At 62.1% G+C, this 16,440-nt stretch carries 16 protein-coding genes; 11 read left to right on the top strand and 5 right to left on the bottom strand.

The window, feature by feature from the left end:
* Positions 1 to 10: 10 nt before the first annotated feature.
* Genes ACGLWX_RS14890 through ACGLWX_RS14880 form a run of 3 tightly spaced genes read right to left on the bottom strand, consistent with a single transcriptional unit; the run spans position 11 to position 3,236 of the window.
* Positions 11 to 1,408, bottom strand: coding sequence for a bifunctional DedA family/phosphatase PAP2 family protein (locus ACGLWX_RS14890; protein ID WP_396240829.1), 1,398 nt, complete (start codon positions 1,406 to 1,408; stop codon positions 11 to 13).
* A gap of 35 nt (positions 1,409 to 1,443) precedes the next feature.
* The gene (locus tag ACGLWX_RS14885; RefSeq protein WP_396240827.1) at positions 1,444 to 2,376 is read right to left on the bottom strand and encodes a GGDEF domain-containing protein; all 933 of its coding nucleotides are present in this window, start codon (positions 2,374 to 2,376) and stop codon (positions 1,444 to 1,446) included.
* Positions 2,373 to 3,236 carry a hypothetical protein gene (locus ACGLWX_RS14880; RefSeq protein ID WP_396240825.1) on the bottom strand — a complete coding sequence of 288 codons (864 nt, stop codon included), beginning with the start codon at positions 3,234 to 3,236 and terminating at the stop codon, positions 2,373 to 2,375. Before ACGLWX_RS14880 ends, ACGLWX_RS14885 begins: the two co-directional genes overlap by 4 nt.
* A gap of 254 nt (positions 3,237 to 3,490) precedes the next feature.
* On the opposite strand from ACGLWX_RS14880, the gene ACGLWX_RS14875 reads away from it, so the two are divergent.
* The 11 genes from ACGLWX_RS14875 (at position 3,491) to lipB (ending at position 13,952) form a co-directional block, all read left to right on the top strand.
* Positions 3,491 to 4,798, top strand: coding sequence for a glutamate-5-semialdehyde dehydrogenase (locus tag ACGLWX_RS14875; protein WP_396241045.1), 1,308 nt, complete (start codon positions 3,491 to 3,493; stop codon positions 4,796 to 4,798).
* The gene (nadD, locus tag ACGLWX_RS14870) at positions 4,795 to 5,451 is read left to right on the top strand and encodes a nicotinate-nucleotide adenylyltransferase (RefSeq protein ID WP_396240823.1); all 657 of its coding nucleotides are present in this window, start codon (positions 4,795 to 4,797) and stop codon (positions 5,449 to 5,451) included. The genes ACGLWX_RS14875 and nadD overlap by 4 nt, the downstream gene beginning before the upstream one ends.
* Positions 5,452 to 5,529: 78 nt before the next feature.
* The gene (rsfS, locus tag ACGLWX_RS14865; protein ID WP_252109302.1) at positions 5,530 to 5,925 is read left to right on the top strand and encodes a ribosome silencing factor; all 396 of its coding nucleotides are present in this window, start codon (positions 5,530 to 5,532) and stop codon (positions 5,923 to 5,925) included.
* Between the two features lie 27 nt (positions 5,926 to 5,952).
* Positions 5,953 to 6,420 (top strand): 23S rRNA (pseudouridine(1915)-N(3))-methyltransferase RlmH, encoded by a 468-nt coding sequence (rlmH, locus tag ACGLWX_RS14860; protein WP_396240821.1) that lies wholly within the window; start codon positions 5,953 to 5,955, stop codon positions 6,418 to 6,420.
* A gap of 63 nt (positions 6,421 to 6,483) precedes the next feature.
* Positions 6,484 to 8,391 (top strand): penicillin-binding protein 2, encoded by a 1,908-nt coding sequence (gene mrdA / locus ACGLWX_RS14855; RefSeq protein ID WP_396240819.1) that lies wholly within the window; start codon positions 6,484 to 6,486, stop codon positions 8,389 to 8,391.
* Positions 8,391 to 9,551 (top strand): rod shape-determining protein RodA, encoded by a 1,161-nt coding sequence (gene rodA / locus ACGLWX_RS14850; protein WP_252109299.1) that lies wholly within the window; start codon positions 8,391 to 8,393, stop codon positions 9,549 to 9,551. Before mrdA ends, rodA begins: the two co-directional genes overlap by 1 nt.
* Positions 9,552 to 9,597: 46 nt before the next feature.
* On the top strand, positions 9,598 to 10,617 hold the full coding sequence (gene mltB, locus ACGLWX_RS14845; protein WP_396240817.1) for a lytic murein transglycosylase B: 1,020 nt from the start codon (positions 9,598 to 9,600) through the stop codon (positions 10,615 to 10,617).
* Positions 10,614 to 11,600, top strand: a complete 987-nt coding sequence (locus tag ACGLWX_RS14840; RefSeq protein ID WP_396240815.1) for a septal ring lytic transglycosylase RlpA family protein — start codon at positions 10,614 to 10,616, stop codon at positions 11,598 to 11,600. The genes mltB and ACGLWX_RS14840 overlap by 4 nt, the downstream gene beginning before the upstream one ends.
* A 62-nt stretch (positions 11,601 to 11,662) precedes the next feature.
* Positions 11,663 to 12,862: a D-alanyl-D-alanine carboxypeptidase family protein gene (locus ACGLWX_RS14835; protein ID WP_252109296.1), complete on the top strand. Its 1,200-nt coding sequence runs from the start codon at positions 11,663 to 11,665 to the stop codon at positions 12,860 to 12,862.
* Between the two features lie 74 nt (positions 12,863 to 12,936).
* Complete coding sequence (locus ACGLWX_RS14830) at positions 12,937 to 13,248, top strand: YbeD family protein (RefSeq protein ID WP_252109295.1); 312 nt, start codon at positions 12,937 to 12,939, stop codon at positions 13,246 to 13,248.
* 29 nt (positions 13,249 to 13,277) lie between these two features.
* Positions 13,278 to 13,952, top strand: a complete 675-nt coding sequence (gene lipB, locus ACGLWX_RS14825) for a lipoyl(octanoyl) transferase LipB (RefSeq protein WP_396240813.1) — start codon at positions 13,278 to 13,280, stop codon at positions 13,950 to 13,952.
* Between the two features lie 145 nt (positions 13,953 to 14,097).
* On the opposite strand, the gene lipA is transcribed toward lipB, so the two are convergent.
* Positions 14,098 to 15,150, bottom strand: a complete 1,053-nt coding sequence (gene lipA / locus ACGLWX_RS14820; protein ID WP_396240811.1) for a lipoyl synthase — start codon at positions 15,148 to 15,150, stop codon at positions 14,098 to 14,100.
* A 218-nt stretch (positions 15,151 to 15,368) separates the two neighbouring features.
* Complete coding sequence (locus ACGLWX_RS14815; RefSeq protein ID WP_396240809.1) at positions 15,369 to 16,358, bottom strand: LysR family transcriptional regulator; 990 nt, start codon at positions 16,356 to 16,358, stop codon at positions 15,369 to 15,371.
* Positions 16,359 to 16,440: the final 82 nt, after the last annotated feature.

Genomic DNA, 16,440 nt, shown 5'->3' with positions numbered 1-16,440 from the left:
CTTGCCTTCGCTATACCGGAGGTAAAAAGGCGATACGCAGACCGATCAGTACCGCCGTTAGTCCCATGAGCGACGTAAACGGGCAGGGCGACAGCGGATTGCGCGCGCGGTGTTGCCATACCAGCCGGGTCAACGCGCACACGCAAAGCCCCAGAAGCGCGCCGCCGATCAGGTCGCTCAGCCAGTGCACCCCGAGCAGAAGTCGCGAAAGCGCCATGGGCAGCACGATGATGATTGCCCCCCAGTAGACCCACAGACGGTAGCGGCGCGAGCACTCGGCAGCGATGAACGCGGCGGCCAAGCCAACCACTACTACGAAGCCTGAGGTGTGGGCGCTTGGGTAGGAGAGCGAGCCTGTCAGGTAGTCCGGCGTGTCCGGCCGAGCGCGACCGAACACCGCCTTGCCGACGGTATTGAGCAGCGCCACGCCGCCAAGCGCCCCCGCCCAGCATACGAGTACGTCGAAACGCCGCTTGAACAAAAGCCATAGCGCCCAAGGCGTCATTAATACCGCTATGCCGAGCTTGTCGCCGAGTTTCGCCAGGCCTAGGCTTACCAACAGCAGCGAATCGGTTCGAAGCCAGTCGAACAGTCGCTGTGCCTGCAAATCGAGCGTTAGCGACTCCGGGGATTTCAGCACGTACAGCGTCCAGGCGCAGAAGCCGGTCAGGGCGATGATCAACAGCAGAAGTGATGCCAGTGGAACTTCGCCGGACTGGCTCATGGCAAGCCAGGGGCGGCGCGCGAAAGGCAGGCGCCGCGCCAAACGCGCGGTCACAAGGTAAAGCCGGCCGTGGCGGCCCAATTGGGCGCGTCCCCAGGAGAACACGACCGCCAGTACTACTACGATCGCGCCAATGACCATCAGCGCGGCTTCGATATTAGGCGGCAGTTTCAGATAGCGCTGCCAGGTGTGGCCCAAAAGATAGCCCGGCAGTACGTAGGCGGGTGCCCATACCAGCGCCGAGCTTAGATTGGCCCATACGAAGGTGCGCGGGCGCATGCGCATCATGCCGGCAACCAGTGGAATGATCGGCCGTACCGGTCCGACGAAGCGGCCGATGAACACAGAATAGATACCGTAGCGCTCAAAAAAACGCGCTCCGCGCTCCAGCCACTCTGGATGCTGGGACAGCGGCCACCTCCGCGTTATCTGTTCGCGGTAGTCATAGCCGAGCTTGAAGCTGATCCCATCGCCGGCCACCGCGCCGAAAAACGCGGCCAGCAGCAGCCCGAGCATATCTACGCCCTGATGGCCCGCCATGGAGGCGGCTGCGGTTACCAGCACCACGCCTGGCACCAAAAGACCCACCACGGCCAACGACTCGAGCGCCGAAATCAAAAAGATCAGAAGCAGCAGTGTAAAAGGGGAAAGCGAGAGATCCAGCAGCTGTTCGGCTAGCGACACGAAAGACTCCATTCATGGTCGGGGTGCTGTGTTGATCAATGACGATAGAGCGTTTCCGATAGCCGTTCGAGACGCTGGATGAAAGGCGCGAAGCGCTCGTCAGGGCGCGGCAAGCATACACCGATTCGCGCCTCGAGCGGGCCGATTTCAATCAGCACTTGCCTTGAAAGCGCCCGGTTGAGGCGCTCGCGCACCAATAGTGCGCCGCTTTCGCTGGTGTCTGGTAGCACCAGCCAAAAATTCGCGCCGCCCGAGCGGCCCAGCAGATCGTGATCGCGGCATCGGCGGTTGACCTCGCTACAAAGCGCCTCCAGCAGCGCTTTTTTTGTGCGAAGACCGAACTGTTCTTCGGCCATGTCGAGCTGTGGCAGGTGGAGCACCAAGACCGCCAGCCGCTTGTCGAGCAGCCGAGCGCGCTGAAACTCGTTGCCCAGCCGCTCCTTGAGCGTATCGATATCGTAAGCGTCGCATTCGTTGTCGTGAGGATCGGAGGCGCGCAGCAGCGCGTGGCGCCGGGACAGTTCCCATGGAGGTAAAGCGAACATTAAAATAATCGCCAGGTAGCCGAAGGAGAGCGGAAAAAGGTCGCTTTCGATCGGCGGTATCAGCCACCAAAGCGGCGTATAGAGCAAATTCAAACAAAGCGCGCTCCAGTGCGGGAGCAGCACGAACGCTGCCGCCACCGGAAGGCCAAGCCAAAGTAGCGAGTGTGTCAGGCCGAAGTGGAAGGCCGAAGAGACGCCGATATAGGCGCTGGCAAGCAAAATCGCTCGAGGCCCGTAGGGCGAAAAAGCGCGGCCACAGTGCAAAAGCACCGCCGTTATCAAAAGCAGCGTGATAAACAGCGGTACCATCAGTTCGCGGTAGTAGCCCATGGCGTAGAGCCAAAGCGTATAGAAGGCGGTAATTAGCAGGCAGGCAACGTAGGTCAGCGACATCAGCGCCCGCGGATGAAAGTATCGGGTCATGGACAGCACTCTGTAGGCTCTTCAATCGCCAAGGATTGACGGGTGAGAGATTCGAGCGTGATCTCACTTGAAAGCTCGCTGAGCACAACGTACTGGCAGCGAATGTCGCCGGGTAGCGCGCTGCAAAGCCTTGAACGACGCTCGGCCATGTCCTGGCGGTCTGCGCAAAGCAGCAGTACCGCAAGCGTCGAGCCGTCGAGGCGATAAACGCTCTCAAAGTCGTACGTTAAATTGCAAAGGCGCTGGGCGCAGGACCAAAGCTGGTGGCGCTTGACGTGAACGATCATTACCTCGGCGTGAATATTTTCGCGTTTGGCGCGTATCTGCTCGCGGTTCAAGTCGCGCAAAAGCTGCTCGCCGGCCCAAAGATTGAGCCCCGGTATCAAGCGCAGCCGCTGGCGTACGCTGGAGCCGTGCACGTCGACCAGCTTACGGCTTTGGGCGTAGGCCAACAGCGATAAAATGCCCAGCGCCAGTAGCAGCAGCAGCGCTTGATCCATGGGCGTGACAAGCGCCACCAGTACCCAGCTAATGGCGGTACCCAACACGTTGAAGGTGAGCATCATTCGGCTTTGCGGGAGCATGAAAAAAGCGGCCCAGACCCAGACTAGAATGCCGTGGCGCTCTGGGTCGGCCACGATCAGATACAGCAGCAGGAGTATGGTTAAAAGTTGCCAGCTTAAATCCCGCGAGCGGCGTAGGGTGAAGTCAAGAAGCGTCGCCGTGAGCAAAAGCCAGAACGCGCCGACCCAAAGTGCAACTGCGGCGGGAACCGGGGCCCCGTAGGACCAGAAAGCGAGGGCGGCGGCGGCCAGCAGCAGGTTGATTCTCAAAAAGCATACTTTGTACTCGTTTTGCATGGTAACTGACTACTGATCCGGTTTGAGAAGAGGACCTGATGCGAAAAAACGACGCAGCGACTAAGGCATACGGGTGGTTCGAATCCGAAAACTCAGTATAACGTTTAGTCTATTTATTTTGTGGGTGATAATGTTATTAGATGTTTCCGCCGCCGATGCCGGCAGCGGCCGAGCGTACGGGACGACTCGCTAACACCTGCCAACGTCAGGGCGAGTCTACGCAGGACACCACGATGACCACACTGGGAGAGAGCATGAGCGTTGCAAGCGCTGATCACGATAACGCCCTGACCGCGCTGGCCGAAAGTGACGTACCGGCCTACATGAAAGAGCTTGGCCTGCGCGCCCGGGCCGCGGCGAAAACGCTGCGCGCTGCGGATACCGGCAGCAAAAACCGGGCGCTCGGCGCGATCGCTCGCGAGCTCGACGCCGCCCGCCCGGCGCTTTTAGCGGCCAACCAGGCGGATCTCGAACGCGGCCGCCAAAACGGTCTGGATGCGGCGCTTTTGGATCGGCTGGCGCTGACCGAGGCGCGCATCGACGCCATGATCGCAGGCCTCGAGCAGGTCTGTGCGCTGCCGGACCCGGTGGGTGAAATCAGTGTGATGAACTACCGCCCAAGCGGTATCCAGGTCGGCAAGATGCGCGTGCCGCTCGGTGTGATCGGCATCATCTTCGAGTCGCGCCCCAACGTCACCATCGAGGCGGCGAGTCTGTGCCTTAAATCCGGCAACGCCTGCATTCTGCGCGGCGGCTCCGAAGCGCAAGCCTCCAACGCCGCGCTCAACGCCTGCCTCCAGGTAGGGCTTGCAAGCGCCGGGCTTTCCCCCAGTGCCGTGCAGATCGTCGCCACCACCGACCGTGCCGCGGTGGGCGCGCTGATCACCATGCCCGAGTTCGTCGATGTGATCATCCCCCGCGGCGGCAAATCGCTGATCGCGCGTATTTCCGCCGAGGCGCAGGTGCCGGTCATTAAGCATCTCGACGGCGTTTGTCACGTTTATATCGATGCCACCGCGGACCCGGCCAAGGCGCTCGCCATCGCGATCAACGCCAAGACCCATCGCTACGGTACCTGCAACACCATGGAGACGCTGCTGGTCGACACCGCCGTCGCCGATATCGTGCTGCCGGAGCTCGCCCGAGCCTTTGCTGAGTTCGAAGTGGAGCTTCGCGGCTGCGAGCGCACCCGCGCGCTTCTGCCCCAAGCGCTCGAGGCCACCGAGGAGGACTGGGCCGCCGAATATCTAGCGCCGATTCTCGCCGTGCGTGTAGTGGACGGCATCGACGAGGCCATGGCGCATATCGAGCGCTACAGCTCGCAGCACACCGATGCGATCGTCACCGAAGACTATTCGCTTGCCCGGCGTTTCATGGCCGAGGTCGATTCGAGTTCGGTGGTGGTCAACGCCTCGACCCGCTTTGCCGACGGCTTCGAGTACGGGTTGGGCGCGGAGATCGGTATCTCCACCGATAAGCTCCACGCCCGCGGCCCGGTCGGCCTCGAAGGCCTGACCACGCAAAAATACGTCGTGCTGGGCGAGGGCCAGGTGCGTCAATGAGCGAGGCGCCTGCCAACGTCGCCATGCTCGGCGGCACCTTCGACCCGGTTCATTTGGGCCATCTAAGGAGCGCGGTCGAGGTGCGCGAGGCGCTCTGTGTCGAGCGTCTTCACATGGTGGCGGCTCCTCGGCCACCGCTTCGCGATACGCCTCAGGTCGCACCTAATGAGCGCTTCGCGCTGCTGCGCGCCGGTATCGGTGACACACCGGGGCTGATCGCCGATGATCGCGAACTTAAGCGCGACGGCCCGTCCTACAGCGTCGAAACGCTCAAAGAGCTTCGACTCGAGTATGGCGACCAGGCGCGGCTTAGTATGGTGATTGGCTTCGACACCTTCTTACGCCTGATCCAGTGGCACCAGCCCGAGGCGATTTTCGAGCTGGCCCACCTGGTGGTGATCGCGCGGCCAGGCTACAGCGATCCGTTGGCGCCGGCGCTTGCGGAACTGGTGGGCCATCGCGCAGTCGATACGGTGGCTGATCTGATGGAGCGCCCCTTTGGGCGCTTTCTGTTTCTCGAGCTTGCCTCACGCATGGCGATCTCCGCCACCGAGGTCCGTGCGCGCTTGGCAAAAGGCAAAAGCGTACGGTACCTGCTGCCCGAGGCCGTCGAGACGCAGATTTTTGCCCGCGGGCTCTATCAAAGTCGCTAATAGCGCTGGTAGTCGGTATAGAAGCCGTTACAATGGCCCGCTATTTGTTGACCACCACACGAGGACATTCGAGGAGTCATGCAAATCGATACACTGAAAACCCTGGCGATCGACGCGTTGGAAGAGCTCAAGGCGCGCGATATCACCCAGCTCGACGTCTCGCAGTTGACTCAGGTTACCGACCTTATGTTGATCGCCAGCGGCACATCGACCCGCCACGTTTCCGCACTGGCGCAAAACGTAGTCGAAAAGGCTAAAGCCGCCGGGCTTAAGCCTCAGGGCGTCGAAGGCGGCGATAACGCCGACTGGGTACTGGTCGATCTAGGCGACGTGTTGGTTCACGTCATGCTGCCCGAAGCTCGCGCGCTTTACGATCTCGAGCGCCTCTGGGCGGATCTGCCGAGCGACGGCGGCGGTGACGAGATGATTAACGAAACGCTGCAAAAGCCGGACCAGCGCATCACGATGTCGTAAGTGGCTAATTGAAGTGAGCATCGATTCATGAAAGTGCGTCTTCTCGCCGTGGGCACCAAAATGCCCGGCTGGGTCGAAGAGGGTGTCGACACCTACCGTAAGCGCCTGCCGCGGGAGTTTAGCCTCGAGATCGAGGAGATCGCGCTGGGCCCCAGGGGTAAGAACGCCGATGTCGCTCGCGCCCGGGCGCAAGAAGGTCAGCGCATCCGCGAAAAGCTTCGCGGGGATGAGCTGGTCGTGGCGCTCGAAGTCGACGGCAAGCGTATCAGCACCGAGCAGCTTGCTAGGGAAGTGGGGCAGTGGCGCATGGAAGGGCGCGACATTGCGCTGCTGGTCGGCGGGCCGGACGGGCTGGAGCCCTCGGTGTCTGCGCTTGCTCATCAGCGCTGGTCGCTTTCGGGGCTGACGCTTCCACATCCGCTGGTGCGGGTCATGCTTGCCGAGCAGCTCTACCGCGCGTGGACGCTGCTCATCGGTCATCCTTACCACCGCTAGGCGCACGGCCGGGCATCCCACGCCCGCGTCGGCTCGTGCCAGTTTCAAGAGTTGCCTGCTGCTATGCGCAAGCGCCGAGACACGCTAAAAAACGCCGAACAGGAACTTCGCATTTTCCGGGTCAGGTCGCTTTTGGCGATCGTATTCGTGCTGATACTGACCGGGGTGTTGACCGGCCGTCTCGCCTATCTGCAAATCGTGCAGCACGACCTTTACACCACCCGCTCGGAAAAAAACCGCGTGCGCGTCGAGCCTTTGCCGCCCACGCGAGGGCTGATTTTCGACCGCAACGGCGTTCTGCTGGCGGAAAACCGCCCGACCTACAACCTGACGCTGGTGCGCGAGCGCGTCGATGATCTCGACGAGACGCTGGCGCTTTTAGTCGAGCTTCTCGAGCTACCCGAGGAAGAAATAGAGGCCTTTAACGTGCGCTCGCGCCAGCGCCAGCGCCCCTTCCAGCCGGCGCTGTTGATGTCTGATTTGAGCGAGGATCAGATCGCCCGGCTCGCGGTCAACCGCCACCGCCTGCCCGGTGTCGAGGTCGAGGCTCAGCTTTTGCGCTACTACCCGGATTCCGAGATCATGTCCCACGCGCTGGGGTATGTTGGGCGCATTAACGCCGACGAGCTCAAGGAGCTGGACACCGGTCGCTACGCCGGCACGCACTTTATCGGCAAAACCGGGGTCGAGCGTTTCTACGAAGAAGAGCTGCACGGTGAGGCCGGCTTTCGCAAGGTGGAGACCAACGCCCGAGGGCGGGTGCTTCGAGAGCTGGGGCGCACCGACCCGGTGCCGGGGCAGAATTTGACGTTGACGCTGGACAAGTCGATGCAGGCGCTTGCCTACGAGCTCATGGATGGCCGCCGCGGCTCGATCGTCGCAATCATGCCCGCCACCGGCGAAATCCTCGCCATGGTCTCGACGCCGGGCTTCGATACCAATCAGTTCGTCACCGGCATCGACGTCGCCTCCTATCGGGGGCTACAGGAGGACATTGACCTTCCGCTTTTCAACCGTGCCATTCGCGGCCACTACCCGGCGGGCTCGACGATCAAGCCGTTCATGGCGCTGGCCGGGCTGATCGAAGGCGCGATCACGCCAGACACCACGATCAACGACCCGGGCTACTACCAGCTGCCCAACGACTCGCGCCGCTACCGCAACTGGTTGCGTTGGGGGCACGGCCGGGTCAATCTCGAGCGCGCGCTGGCGGTCTCCAACAATACCTACTTCTACTCCCTGGCCCACGATTTGGGCATCGATAACATCCACGAACAGCTCAGTAATTTTGGCTTTGGCCAGCGCGTGGCCTTTGATGTTCAGGGCGAAAGCACCGGGCTTTTACCGTCGCGGGAGTGGAAGCGGGCGCGTTTCAATCAGGCCTGGTACCCCGGTGAGACGCTGTCGGTGGGCATTGGGCAGGGATATCTACAGATCACGCCGCTGCAGCTTGCCAGCGCCACCGCCACGCTTGCCAACCGCGGCCACTGGGTCAAACCTCATCTGGCGCGGCGCATTGGCGGTGAACCCTTGCCCGAGGTCTTGCCGGATACGCTGGACGACATTCAGCTGAGCAACGACGGCTGGTGGGATCGGGTCTTCAGCGGGATGGAGAAAGTGCTTTCCGGTAGCGAAGGGACCGCGCGGCGCACCGGGGCGGGGCTCGAGTATCGCATGGGGGGCAAGTCCGGCACCGCCCAGGTCTTTTCTCTGGGGCAGGATCAGCGCTATAACGCCGACCAGCTCGAAGAGCGCCTGCGCGATCACGCCCTGTTCATGGCCTTCGCACCGATCGAGGACCCCCAGATTGCGGTATCGGTGATCGTCGAGAACGCCGGTGGCGGAAGTACTCATGCCGCGCACTTGGCACGGGCCATGACCGACGCCTGGCTTTTACGCGACCAAGCCCCGGAGGCCGAGGAAATACTCGATGAAATGAACGACGAAAGCACCGGCGTGGAGGGTAACTGATGATCACCTGGCCGCTACCACGCAGCTTTCGCCGCCACCCGGTGCGCCCGCCGGACAGCGGCATCGCCCGGCGCAAGAGTATTTGGGAGCGACTGCACCTGGACCCTTGGCTTCTGGCAATGCTGCTGGTGCTGATGGCCAGCGGGCTGATAGTGCTCTACAGCGCCTCGGGTCAGCGTATCGAGGTCGTTATCGCCCAGGCGACGCGTTTTGGACTGGCGCTGGTGGTGATGTTCACGCTGGCCCAGCTCAGCCCGACCACCTTTCTACGCTGGGCGCCGCTGGCCTATGGCGTAGGGCTTGCCATGCTGGTGGCGGTCGAAATCGTTGGCGATATCGGCATGGGCGCCAAGCGCTGGCTCGAGATTCCCGGCGTGATCCGCTTTCAACCCTCTGAAATGATGAAGCTGGCGGTGCCCCTGATGGTGTCTGCCTATTTGAACCGCTGTCAGCTGCCGCCCAGGCTTCGCGATCTGGTGGTGTGTGCCATCATCATCGGTGTGCCGGTGGTGCTGACCGCGATTCAGCCGGATTTGGGCACGTCGCTTTTGATCGCAAGCGCCGCGGTGCTGGTCGTGCTGCTGGCAGGGCTCTCCTGGCGGCTGATCGCGTTTTTCGCGGCGCTGGCGGGTGCGGCGCTGCCCCTTTTGTGGATGAACATGCACAACTATCAGCGTCAGCGCGTGCTGACGTTCCTCGACCCGGACAGTGACCCGCTTGGGTCGGGCTGGAACATCATTCAGTCCACCACGGCGATCGGTAGCGGCGGCATCTGGGGCAAGGGCTGGCTCGAAGGCACCCAGTCGCAGCTCGAGTTTCTACCCGAGCGTCACACCGATTTCATTATCGCAGTGCTGGGCGAGGAGTTCGGTCTGGTCGGCATGACGGTGCTGCTCGTGCTCTATACGCTGATCATTAGCCGCGGACTGTGGCTCGCCGCCGGCTCCCAGGCGACCTTCGGGCGACTGTTTGCCGGCAGCATCATTTTGACGTTTTTCATCTATGTCTTCGTCAATGTCGGCATGGTTAGCGGTATTCTGCCCGTGGTGGGCGTGCCGCTGCCGCTGGTGAGCTACGGCGGTACATCGAGCGTGACCTTGCTGGCCGGCTTCGGTATTCTCATGTCCATTCACGCCCATCGGCGGCTGCTGTCGCGTTAGTGCTTGACCGGCGGTGGCGCGGTTTTTTGACAAAGGAGTGTGGGGAATGGGCAGGACCCGAAAAAGCGTTGGCGGCATTGTATTGGCGGTGGCGATGTCTGGCGCCTTACCGGCGTGGGGCGAGCCGGAGAACGCTTTCGACCCCGATCAGCACCAAGCGACTGCGGAGCTGATCGACGAGCTTTCAGGCCAAGGCATCCCTCGGGCATGGCTCGACCAGGCACTTGATGAGGCCACCTTCAGCCAAGAGGTGCTCGACGCCATGGAGGGCGCTGCCGAGCGCCGGCTCGAGTGGCACGAGTACCGCGATATCTTTATGAGTGACGAGCGGGTCGAGCAGGGCGCTGCGTTCATCAGCACCCATCAGGACGCTTTCGATCGCGCCGAGGAGCTTTATGGGGTGCCGGCCGAGGTGATCGCTGCGATCATCGGGGTGGAAACCTATTACGGGCGCTACAAAGGCGATCACCGCGTGCTCGACTCGCTCGCCACGCTCGCCTTCTACCACCCGTCGCGCGGGCGCTTTTTCCGTGGCGAACTGGCGGCTTTTTTGGCCATCACCCACGAGCAGGAGGTCGCGCCGGAAAGCGTGCTGGGCTCTTACGCCGGGGCGATGGGCTACCCGCAGTTCATTCCCACCAGCTACCAGGCCTACGCGGTCGACTTCGATGGTGATGGGCGCCGCGATTTGTGGGAAAATCCGGTCGATGCGATTGGCAGTGTCGCCAACTATTTTGCCGAGCACCGCTGGCAGCCAAATGCGCCGATCTACCATGAGGCAACGGGCAGCGAGGCCGCCGAGCAAGCGCTTTCGTTCAATCAAACCAGTACGCCGAGCGTAACGGTTCGCGAAGCCGCCGAGGCAGGTCTTGTAAGCGACGACGAGCTTGATCCGTCACTCGAGATCGTGCCGCTGGCGCTGACACTCGCCGATGGCGAGACCCGTTACGGCATCGGCGAATACAACTTTTACGTGATCACCCGCTACAACCACAGCCACCTTTACGCGATGGCGGTGGTCGAGCTCGCCGGGGCCATTGCCGACACGCTTGAGGGCCAGCAATGATACAACTGTTCAAACAGGCGCGCGTGCTCGGCGCGGGTGCGGCGCTTTTGACGCTCGTGACCGGGTGCGCGAGCCAAAACGCGCCAACCACGGTCAACGCCAACCACCCGCCTCGCGAGGCGGCGCCGGCCGCGTCGAGTGCCCCAAGTGGTAGCGGCGAGCGCTACGCCATGAGCGGTGATGCCTACCCGATCGAGCCGCCGGATGTCAGCCAGGTGCCGGATGCTCAGCCTCGCATCGAGGAGCCCTCCCGGGCGGGCAACCGCTCGACCTACCAAGTGTGGGGCGAAACCTACCACGTGCTGCCGAGCGCTTCGGGCTATACCAATCAGGGCACCGCGTCCTGGTACGGCGAGAAATTCCACGGCTACGCCACCTCCAACGGTGAAATCTACGACATGTACAAGATGTCGGCGGCGCATCGCTCTTTGCCGCTGCCGACCTTTGCCCGAATCACCAGCCTCGATAGCGGCAATTCGGTCATTGTGCGGGTCAACGACCGCGGCCCGTTCCACAGCGACCGAGAAATCGATCTTTCCTACGCCGCGGCGGCGCGCTTGGGTATTCTGGACAACGGAACCGGACGGGTACGCGTCGAGGCGATCGACCCGCAGCAGTGGCTGGCCAATCGCGGCGGCGGGGATAAGCCTGCGCCCGCCGCCACGTCTTCGCGGGCACCTGCCCCCGCGCCGTCGCGGGCGCCCGCCGTAGCGTCTGTACCGGCACCGGCCGCCGCGCCGGCTCGCGCTGAACCTGCGGCCGGCGGTGATGAAATCTACCTGCAAATCGCCGCGCTGGGTAACGAAGAGAGCGCCCACGAGCTCCAGCAGCGCCTGGGCGGCGAGCTTTTGCACTCGGTGCGAGTGCAAAGCGATGCCAACGTGCATCGCGTACAGGTCGGCCCCATGTCGCCGAATCAGGAGCAGCAGGCCCGGGCGGCGCTGGGGCAGGCGGGCTTCTCTCAGGTTTTCGTTGTGAGATAATCGGTGGTTACCGATACCTTTCGTTTTTTTGACGCTTTATTGATGCAAGTGAGAAGTGAGTAATGACTATTTTCAATGCGTTTCGCCGTACCGCTCGTCTTTGCCTGATTGCAACGGTGACCGCAGTGGTTCTGCCCGCCACGGCCCAGGTAATTCCCCAGCCCCAGACCATCATCCCCGCGGCGCCGCAGCTTGCCGCCAGCTCCTGGATTTTGATGGATGCCGATAGCGGTCGCATACTGGTCGAGCACAACGCCGACGAGCGCCTGCCGCCGGCGAGTATCACCAAGCTGATGACCGCCTACATGGTGGAGCGCGAGCTCGACCGCGGCACCATTAACATGAGCGATATGGTCAACATCAGTGAAAACGCCTGGCGTACCGGCGGCTCCAAGATGTTCATCGAAGTAGGCGACCAGGTATCGGTAGAGGACCTGCTTCACGGTATCGTCATCGTCTCCGGGAACGATGCAAGCGTGGCCATGGCCGAGCACTTGGCCGGCGGCGAAGCGCCGTTTGCCGATTTGATGAACCAGCACGCCGACCGGCTCGGCATGCGCAATACCCATTTCGAAAATGCCACGGGCTTGCCCCACGACAACCACTACTCGTCGGCCCATGACCTGGCGCTTTTGACTCAGCACATCATCAATGACTACCCCGAGCACTACCAGATTTACTCGCAGAGAAGCTTCTCCTACGGCGGTATCGACCAGCCCAACCGTAACCGGTTGCTGTGGCGCGACCCGACCGTCGACGGGCTGAAAACCGGCTGGACCAACGATGCCGGTTACTGCCTGGTCTCCTCGGCCAAGCGTGACGACATGCGCTTGATTTCGGTGGTCATGGGCACCAACTCCGAAGAGGCTCGCGCTCAGGAAACCCAGAAGCTTCTAAGCTACGGATTTCGTTTTTATGAAACCATGAAGCTCTACGAGCGCGGCGCGGTCCTGGCCACCCCGCGTGTGTGGGGCGGCGACATCAACGAGCTGCGCGTCGGTGTGGATGGCGAGGTCTTCATGACGCTGCCACGCAATCGCAACGAAGAGCTGCGCGCACGCCTGAACCTGGACGAAGACCTTCAGGCCCCGGTCGCCGTAGGTGACAACGTCGGTACACTGGAAGTCTATCTGGGCGAAGAGATGGTGGGCGAGCGCCAGCTGAGCGCGCTCGAAAGCGTGGAAGAGGGCGGGTTTTTCAAGCGCATGTTCGACCAGGTGCAGCGCTTTTTCAGCGGGCTGATCAGCCGCTTCACCGACTAAGCGTTTTGGTATCACCGCGCGCCCACAAGGCGCGCGCCATTTTGAAGCTATTTTTTTGCAACCAAAGGCAAGCCATGAAAAAGGGTGCAAACAACGGGTTTCGCGACCTGCGTACGCAGGAGCCCAGCGAGCCCCCCAAAATCACGTTCCCCTGTGACTATCCGCTCAAGGTCGTGGGCGACGCCGCGGAAGACTTCGCCGCCAGCGTCTGCCAGATACTGGTGAAGTACGACCCCGAGTTCGATGCCAGCGCCATGCAGGTGATCGACAGCCGCAACGGGCGCTTTCAGTCGGTACGGGTATCGATTCGCGCCACCGGCGAGCAGCAGCTCTCTGCGCTGTTCGAAGAGCTCAAGGCGACCGGCCGCGTGCACATGGTCGTGTAATGAATGCTCGCGCAGCGAATGAGCCTTTGATGGCGGATGCCGCGCCCATCGAGCTCTACCGGCTTGGCCGTCAGCCCTATGAGCCTGTTTGGCAGGCGATGCGCGCGCTGACCGACGAGCGGGGTGATACGACGCCGGATCAGTTCTGGCTCGTCGAGCACGACCCGGTGTTCACCCAGGGCCAAGCCGGCAAGCCGGAGCATTTGTTGATGCCCGGGGATATTCCCGTCGTGCAAACCGACCGGGGCGGGCAGGTGACTTATCACGGCCCGGGCCAAGTGGTGCTCTACCCGCTTCTGGACGTCCGCCGCGCCAAAATCGGCGTGCGCGATCTGGTGAGCGCGCTGGAGAATGCGGTCATCGAGGTGCTCGAAGGCTTTGGCATCAGCGCCCGGGCAAGGCCGGACGCCCCCGGCGTCTACGTGGCAACGCCTTTGGGCGAGGCCAAGATCGCCTCGCTCGGGCTTCGTATTCGCCGCGGCGCCAGTTACCACGGCGTGGCGCTCAACGTCAGCGCCGACCTTGCGCCCTTTGCGCGCATCAACCCGTGCGGCTACGCCGGCATGGCGGTCACACGGCTGCAGGATTTGCTGGAGCCTTCAGACGCTTGCCCAAGTCCTGACGCAGTGGGCGAGAAGCTCGCCCAGGCGCTTGCCGCAACGCTCAAACGCTCGCTCGGGCCGCTCCAGACCAAAACGCTTTAGCGAAAACGGTCAACGTTAGCGACCACCTATCGACGTCACTTAAAACGATGCCATGTAAAACGATGTCGTATTAAACTTCGTCACATAAAAAAGCGCCTGCCCCGCAAGGGACAGGCGCTTTTTTGGTGGGCGCTTGAAAGCCGTATTAGCCGACGTTGAGCGCCGGAATGCGGTTTTCATCCTCCTGCTGGCCCGGTACGGCGGCAGGGGCGGCGAGGCCCAGGTTATTCTTTTCAAACACCTTATCGGCGCGGTAGCTCGAGCGTACTAGCGGCCCGGAGGGAACTTCCATGAAGCCTTTTTCCAGACCCAGCACGCGGTAGCGGTCGAACTCTTCCGGGGTTACCCAGCGCTCCACCGGCAGGTGGTTCTTCGTCGGGCGCAGGTACTGACCGAGCGTGACGATATCGACACCGATCTCGCGCAGGTCATCGAAGGTCTGCAGAATCTCTTCGTCGGTTTCGCCAAGGCCCAGCATCAGGCTCGTTTTTGTGATCACGTCCGGGCGGTGCTTTTTGGCATGCGCCAACACGTCTAGCGTCTTGCGGTAGCCGGCGCGCGGGTCGCGCACGCGAGAGGTCAACCGCTCCACGGTTTCAACGTTCTGGGCAAAGACCTCGAGCCCTGAATCGACCACGCGCTCGATGGCATCGAGCCGGCCGTCGAAGTCCGGCGTCAGCGCCTCTACCACTACTTCCGGAGTGCGTGCCTTGATGGCCTGAATGCAGCTTGAGTAGTGAGCGGCGCCGCCGTCGTTCAGATCGTCCCGGTCGACAGACGTCAGCACGATGTAGCGTAGCGCCATCAGCTCGACGGACTTGGCAGTGTTCTCGGGCTCTTCATGATCGAGCCATCCGTGTGGGTTGCCGGTATCCACAGCGCAGAAGCGGCACGCGCGAGTGCACACCGAACCCATCAGCATGATAGTGGCGGTTCCGTTGCTCCAGCATTCGCCCATGTTGGGGCAGTGAGATTCGGCGCACACCGTGCTCAAACGGTGGGTGGAGACGTTCTTTTTCACCGCCTCGAAACGCTCGCCGCCGGGAATCTGGGCACGCAGCCACTTGGGCTTGCGTTCGAGCGATGGCGACTGAGGCTCTTCGCGCCGAACCTTCATGCCATCCTTGATGGCGGAGGTGCCGTGCTCGTTACGATACTTTTGGCCGCTGGACACACGCTGTGTGGGGGTGTTGCTCATAAAAAGCGCCTCTCTACTGTGCAACGGGCTAAATCAAGGAGCGGGTTTGAAAAGCGCAAACGACAGGTCGATCAACCGGCTCTGAGCCACCCGGCGCTTTTTGAAAGACACTCCTTAAAGTGCGGTCTCTACGCCGTCGGCCGAATTGGCGCGATACGACGTAGGTAGTAGCGCTAATGTAACATATTTGGCGAGGGTCAAAACAGCGACGGCGCCGATCACGGGGGGCTTTCAACGGGCAGGCACGACACCGCGTGGCCCGGCAGCGGGGTGACGCGGGCCTGAAAATAGCAGCGGTATTCGTCGAGGTGCTCTTTAGTGAAGCGCAAAAAAAGCTCCGCAACCGGGGTCAGAAACTGATCGCGCCGGTGGACCGCGCACCAGGCCCGACGAATTGGAAAAGCGGGAAGCTGCGGGCTCGCCAGCAGGTGGTGCTCAAGCTCGAGCTTGACCGCCAGTCGCGGAAGCACCGCCACGCCCAGGTGCGCCATGACGCCCTGTTTGATGGCCTCGTTGGAGCCAAGCTCGATTCGGTGGGCAAGGCCGACTTCCTGGTCGGCTGCAAGCTGCTCGAAGGCGTTGCGCACGCCGGAGCCGGGCTCTCGCATCAGGATGTAGTGGCGCGCAAAGTCGGCAAGGGTAGGCGAGGCCATGGTCAATAGCGGGTGATCCGGCCATACCACTGGAATCAGCTCGTTTTCCAACAGCGGGGTCACCGAGAGCGCGTCGTTTTGCGGCACCATCGCCATGATCACCAGATCGTCGCGCTGCTCGGCCAGACGTTCGAGCGCCTGGCTTCGATTGCACACCTTCAAGCGCACGTTGATATCCGGGTACTGGGCGCGAAAGCGCGCCAGCAGGTAGGGCACCACGTACTGGGCCGACGAAACGGCAGCGAGGTTGAGCTCGCCCTTGATGCGTCCATCGAGATCCGACAGGTTCATCGAAAGCCTGGCCAGCTGGCCGATGATTTCCCGGGTAGAAATCGCCAGCGTGTCCGCGGCGGGCAGCGCGTAGAGTGTTTTGCCCGCATAGTTGAAAAGCGGCGCTTTTAGGGCGTGTTCGAGCTGGCGAATTTGGGCGCTCACCGCCGGCTGCGTCAGGCCGAGCTGTTCGGCGGCGCGGGAGTAGGAGCGCTTTTGATAGACCGCCTGAAACACCTGGAGTTGGCGAAAGGTCAGACGATTGAGCAGGCCGGTCGGGGTCATGCAATCCTCGATCATTAACAGGCCGCGGCAAGCGGGTCGGCAAACGGCGGGCCAAGTGCGGAGAAATGCTATCACCGAAAAG

The organism is Halomonas sp. HMF6819 (assembly GCF_044335525.1).
Classification (GTDB): Bacteria; Pseudomonadota; Gammaproteobacteria; order Pseudomonadales; family Halomonadaceae; genus Vreelandella.
The sequence above is the reverse complement of the archived record's forward strand: the minus strand, read 5'-3'. Positions and strand labels throughout refer to the sequence as shown.

What these genes read in the sequence shown, in the direction of transcription:
- lipA (WP_396240811.1), bottom strand. Translation starts at nt 15,150, where the DNA reads ATGAGCAACACCCCCACACAGCGTGTGTCCAGCGGCCAAAAGTATCGT.
- rsfS (WP_252109302.1), top strand. Translation starts at nt 5,530, where the DNA reads ATGCAAATCGATACACTGAAAACCCTGGCGATCGACGCGTTGGAAGAG.
- ACGLWX_RS14880 (WP_396240825.1), bottom strand. Translation starts at nt 3,236, where the DNA reads ATGCAAAACGAGTACAAAGTATGCTTTTTGAGAATCAACCTGCTGCTG.
- ACGLWX_RS14830 (WP_252109295.1), top strand. Translation starts at nt 12,937, where the DNA reads ATGAAAAAGGGTGCAAACAACGGGTTTCGCGACCTGCGTACGCAGGAG.
- mrdA (WP_396240819.1), top strand. Translation starts at nt 6,484, where the DNA reads ATGCGCAAGCGCCGAGACACGCTAAAAAACGCCGAACAGGAACTTCGC.
- ACGLWX_RS14835 (WP_252109296.1), top strand. Translation starts at nt 11,663, where the DNA reads ATGACTATTTTCAATGCGTTTCGCCGTACCGCTCGTCTTTGCCTGATT.
- ACGLWX_RS14875 (WP_396241045.1), top strand. Translation starts at nt 3,491, where the DNA reads ATGAGCGTTGCAAGCGCTGATCACGATAACGCCCTGACCGCGCTGGCC.
- nadD (WP_396240823.1), top strand. Translation starts at nt 4,795, where the DNA reads ATGAGCGAGGCGCCTGCCAACGTCGCCATGCTCGGCGGCACCTTCGAC.
- ACGLWX_RS14815 (WP_396240809.1), bottom strand. Translation starts at nt 16,358, where the DNA reads ATGACCCCGACCGGCCTGCTCAATCGTCTGACCTTTCGCCAACTCCAG.
- ACGLWX_RS14840 (WP_396240815.1), top strand. Translation starts at nt 10,614, where the DNA reads ATGATACAACTGTTCAAACAGGCGCGCGTGCTCGGCGCGGGTGCGGCG.
- rlmH (WP_396240821.1), top strand. Translation starts at nt 5,953, where the DNA reads ATGAAAGTGCGTCTTCTCGCCGTGGGCACCAAAATGCCCGGCTGGGTC.
- mltB (WP_396240817.1), top strand. Translation starts at nt 9,598, where the DNA reads ATGGGCAGGACCCGAAAAAGCGTTGGCGGCATTGTATTGGCGGTGGCG.
- ACGLWX_RS14885 (WP_396240827.1), bottom strand. Translation starts at nt 2,376, where the DNA reads ATGACCCGATACTTTCATCCGCGGGCGCTGATGTCGCTGACCTACGTT.
- lipB (WP_396240813.1), top strand. Translation starts at nt 13,278, where the DNA reads ATGGCGGATGCCGCGCCCATCGAGCTCTACCGGCTTGGCCGTCAGCCC.
- rodA (WP_252109299.1), top strand. Translation starts at nt 8,391, where the DNA reads ATGATCACCTGGCCGCTACCACGCAGCTTTCGCCGCCACCCGGTGCGC.